Genomic DNA, 3,437 nt, shown 5'->3' with positions numbered 1-3,437 from the left:
CATCTGGTAAAAACCATCGTGCTGGACGAAGGGGACAGACTGATGGATGATGGCAATGTGGAAGACGTAGAGGCTGTCATCAAAACAACTTTGAGAGACAGACAGATCGTACTGTTGTCTGCTTCCGTCAGCGGGGAAGCGAAAGAAAAGGCAGTCTGCATGATGAAGGAAGACTGCATCGATCTGGAAGCGAAAAGCGGCGGCGTTGTGCCCAAGGGCATCAAGCATTATTACATCCTTTCCGCCCACAGAGAAAAATTCGTGAATCTGCGTAAAGTCCTTGCAGGGGAAAAACCTGCCAAGGCTATGGTATTTCTGAATAATCCCGAAAATATCGAAGTAACAGTGGAAAAACTCTGCCACCACGGCATCAAGGCTGATGGTATTTACGGCCAGGCCAGCAAAATGGATAGAAAGAATGCCATGGACGGTTTCCGTGAAGGCCGCATCAACGTGCTGGTAGCTTCCGATATCGGTTCCCGCGGGCTGGATATCGAAGGGGTGACCCATGTCATCAACCTGGATGTGCCCGAAGAACCCACCCACTATCTGCATCGTGCAGGCCGCTGCGGCAGAAAAGGTCTGGAAGGGACAGCCATCACCATCGTAACGCCCTACGAACGCAAATGGGTGCATAAATACGAAAAGGCGTGGGGGCTGAAATTTGAACAGAAGGAAATGTCTTACGGCAAACTGGTGGACAGCCAGAAAACCAAAAAAGACGTGGTAAAACCTATGAAGAAGAAAAAGCTCATCATTGAGGATAAATGGGTGGAAGGCGAAGGCTGGGGCGAATTCGGCGACTGGGAAGATGACATCGTTATCGAAGTTGGCGGCGGTGACTCCAAAAGGAAGAAACAGAAAAAAGACAGAAATGATTTCTTCTCTTCTTCCAAACCTCAGAAAAAAGAGGAAAAGAAGGAGAAAAAAGGAAAGAAAAAAGATGACGAAATGGGCTTCTTTGCAAAGAAAGCAAAAAAACTTGCGGAAAAAGAAGCGAACCGTGCAAAAAGTCAAAAAAATAATTGTGAAATAGGCGATTTTCGGTTATTATGATAGAGAATCAAAAACGCACTAAAATGATCTATATAAGGAGGACTCAATCATGAGCGAATGCGGTTGCGGCTGTGGTCACGATCACGATCACGTACACGAAGAAATGGAAATGGAAACATTAACACTGACACTGGATGACGATACAGAAATGGAATGCGGCATTCTGGGTGTGTTCTCTGTAGACGGCATCGAAGGCAAAGAATATATTGCCCTGCTGCCTCTGGAAGATGAAACTGTTCTGCTGTATGAATACAAAGAAGACGAAGAAGGCATTGAACTCTTGAACATCGAAAGCGATGAAGACTTCGATAAAGTTTCTGCAGCATTCAGCGATCTGTTCGACGACGAAGACTAATGAAGAAAAAAGGCGGAGGTAGGTGACTACTTCCGCTTTTTACTTTTGGAAAAGATTGGAGAGATGAAAAATGAAAGGAAACCGACGGACAGCTTTTTTGCTGGCGGCTCTGTTTGCCGTTTCTGCGGCGCAGCCTGCCCTTGCGGCGGACTGGCAGAGCGGAAATCCGCTGATTGCCCACGCATTTGGGGAAGTGGACAATAAAATCGAGACAAATTCCAAAGAGGCTTTCATCAACGCATGGGAAAAGGGATTCCGCGTGGTGGAAGGCGATTTTACATATACTTCCGATGGTGTGCTGGTGCTGCGCCATGATTTTGAAAAGGACGGCTCCTATGCCAGACTGGATATCCCTACCACCGGTGATGTGGTCATGGATTCCCAGACCTTTCTGAACAGCCCCATTATTTTCAACCAGACCCCCCTCAGAGCGGTAGACCTGCTGTATCTGATGGCGGAATACCCCGATATGTATCTGGTGACGGATACAAAGGATACGGATAAGGCTACGGTACAGAGACAGTTCCGTGATATTGTGAATATTGCAAAAAATATCGGGCATCCGGAAGTGCTGGATCGGATCATTCCCCAGCTGTACAACAAGGAAATGATCCATTGGGTGAGGGCGATCCATCCCTTTGAAAACTGGATCTTTACCCTGTATCTGTATAACAATCCTGACTACGATGATATTGCCAATTACTGCATATCGAATGGGATCCAGACTGTGACCCTTCATGTGGACAGGGCAACAAAGGAAAATGTCAGCAAGCTGAAGGCGAAAGGGCTGAAGGTCTATGCCCATACCACGAATCGTTATCTGACTATGAAAAACCTGTTGGCAGTTGGGGTGGACGGCATCTATACGGATCGTATCAAGCCCTATGAGCTGCCTTGGATCGGCGTGGATAACAGCCGAAAACTGACAGAGCAGACCATTTCTGCTGGGACACAGGAAATGACCTTTACTACATTGGACATTTTCGGCAAAGCCTATGCGCCCCTGCGTCAGCTGGCAAAGGCAGGAAAAGGTTTTTCTGCAGATTATCAAAAAGAAGCAGGAACTTTGAATCTGCAGATCGGCAGAAGCTTTACGTCCCTTGGCAATGAAATGCTGATGGATGGCAGTGGTCACCTGATCACAGAAAAGGTGGATTTCAAATTGCTGGTGAATGGCAAGGAAAGCGATATCCAGTGTTATTATGTGGACGGCGAGGTGTATGCGCCCGTGGAAGAAATGCTTGCGCTGGTGCAGAAATAAACTGATATTTTACAGGCTCTCGTAGGAGAGCCTGTTTTTTTTGCAAAGAAAACTTGTCATATATATTGACAAGAAAACTTGGTAATGCTATAATTGAAACGACAAGAAAACTTGGCATAACGGAGGTGCTATTATGGATAAAGAAAAAATTTTGGCAAAAAGCAGAGAAGAGAATTATGACGAAGGTGTGGAATACCGCTTAGAGCAGGCGGAGAAAAGAGCAATGTCTGTGTTAATGGTACTCGTATTTTCGATAGCAGTCATAAATTTTTTTGGAAAAAGAAGCACATCTGAAATTCTTATGGTATACTTTTCCTATATGGCAATGTATCACTATGGACGGTATAAAGTTCTTGAAGATAAAAAGATATTAAAATATGCGATTTTGTGTGGTGTATTTGCAGTTCAGGATTTTGTAGAATATGCAATTGCCATTTTGAGTGGGGTAATATAAGTGAATGAAGGATTGATTTTAAAAAATCATTTGAAAGATGCTAGAACAGAAAAAGGTCTTTCACAGAGTGCTTTGGCGGAAATGGTTGGTGTTTCGAGAAATACGATCAGTTCTATTGAAACAGGACAGTTCAACCCAACTGCAAAGCTGGCACTGATTCTGTGTATTGCTTTGGATAAAAAGTTTGAGGAACTATTTTATTTTGAAGATGAAAAGTCTTGAGATTTCTGGAAACGGATAATCTTAAGACTTTTTTTGTTGTTTTTTGTAAGAAAGAGGACTATTATTAAAGTGATGTATTATGTTAAGAA

Annotated in this window: 5 protein-coding genes; all 5 read left to right on the top strand. The window is 44.1% G+C overall.

The window, feature by feature from the left end; genetic code table 11:
• On the top strand, positions 1-1,056 hold a 1,056-nt coding region (locus ACJMLT_RS03475; protein WP_405726651.1), incomplete at its 5' end, for a helicase-related protein.
• A gap of 49 nt (positions 1,057-1,105) precedes the next feature.
• Positions 1,106-1,411 (top strand): DUF1292 domain-containing protein, encoded by a 306-nt coding sequence (locus ACJMLT_RS03470; RefSeq protein WP_405726648.1) that lies wholly within the window; start codon positions 1,106-1,108, stop codon positions 1,409-1,411.
• A gap of 70 nt (positions 1,412-1,481) precedes the next feature.
• Entirely contained in the window at positions 1,482-2,672 is a 1,191-nt protein-coding gene (locus ACJMLT_RS03465) for a phosphatidylinositol-specific phospholipase C/glycerophosphodiester phosphodiesterase family protein (protein WP_405726645.1), read from the top strand.
• A gap of 133 nt (positions 2,673-2,805) precedes the next feature.
• Positions 2,806-3,126 carry a DUF6442 family protein gene (locus ACJMLT_RS03460; RefSeq protein ID WP_405726642.1) on the top strand — a complete coding sequence of 107 codons (321 nt, stop codon included), beginning with the start codon at positions 2,806-2,808 and terminating at the stop codon, positions 3,124-3,126.
• Positions 3,127-3,348, top strand: a complete 222-nt coding sequence (locus ACJMLT_RS03455; RefSeq protein ID WP_405726639.1) for a helix-turn-helix transcriptional regulator — start codon at positions 3,127-3,129, stop codon at positions 3,346-3,348. It begins immediately after the preceding gene.
• Positions 3,349-3,437 lie beyond the last annotated feature (89 nt).

The sequence above is a fragment of the Anaerotignum sp. genome, assembly GCF_045122575.1.
Taxonomy (GTDB): Bacteria; Bacillota; Clostridia; order Lachnospirales; family Anaerotignaceae; genus Anaerotignum_A.
The sequence above is the reverse complement of the archived record's forward strand: the minus strand, read 5'-3'. Positions and strand labels throughout refer to the sequence as shown.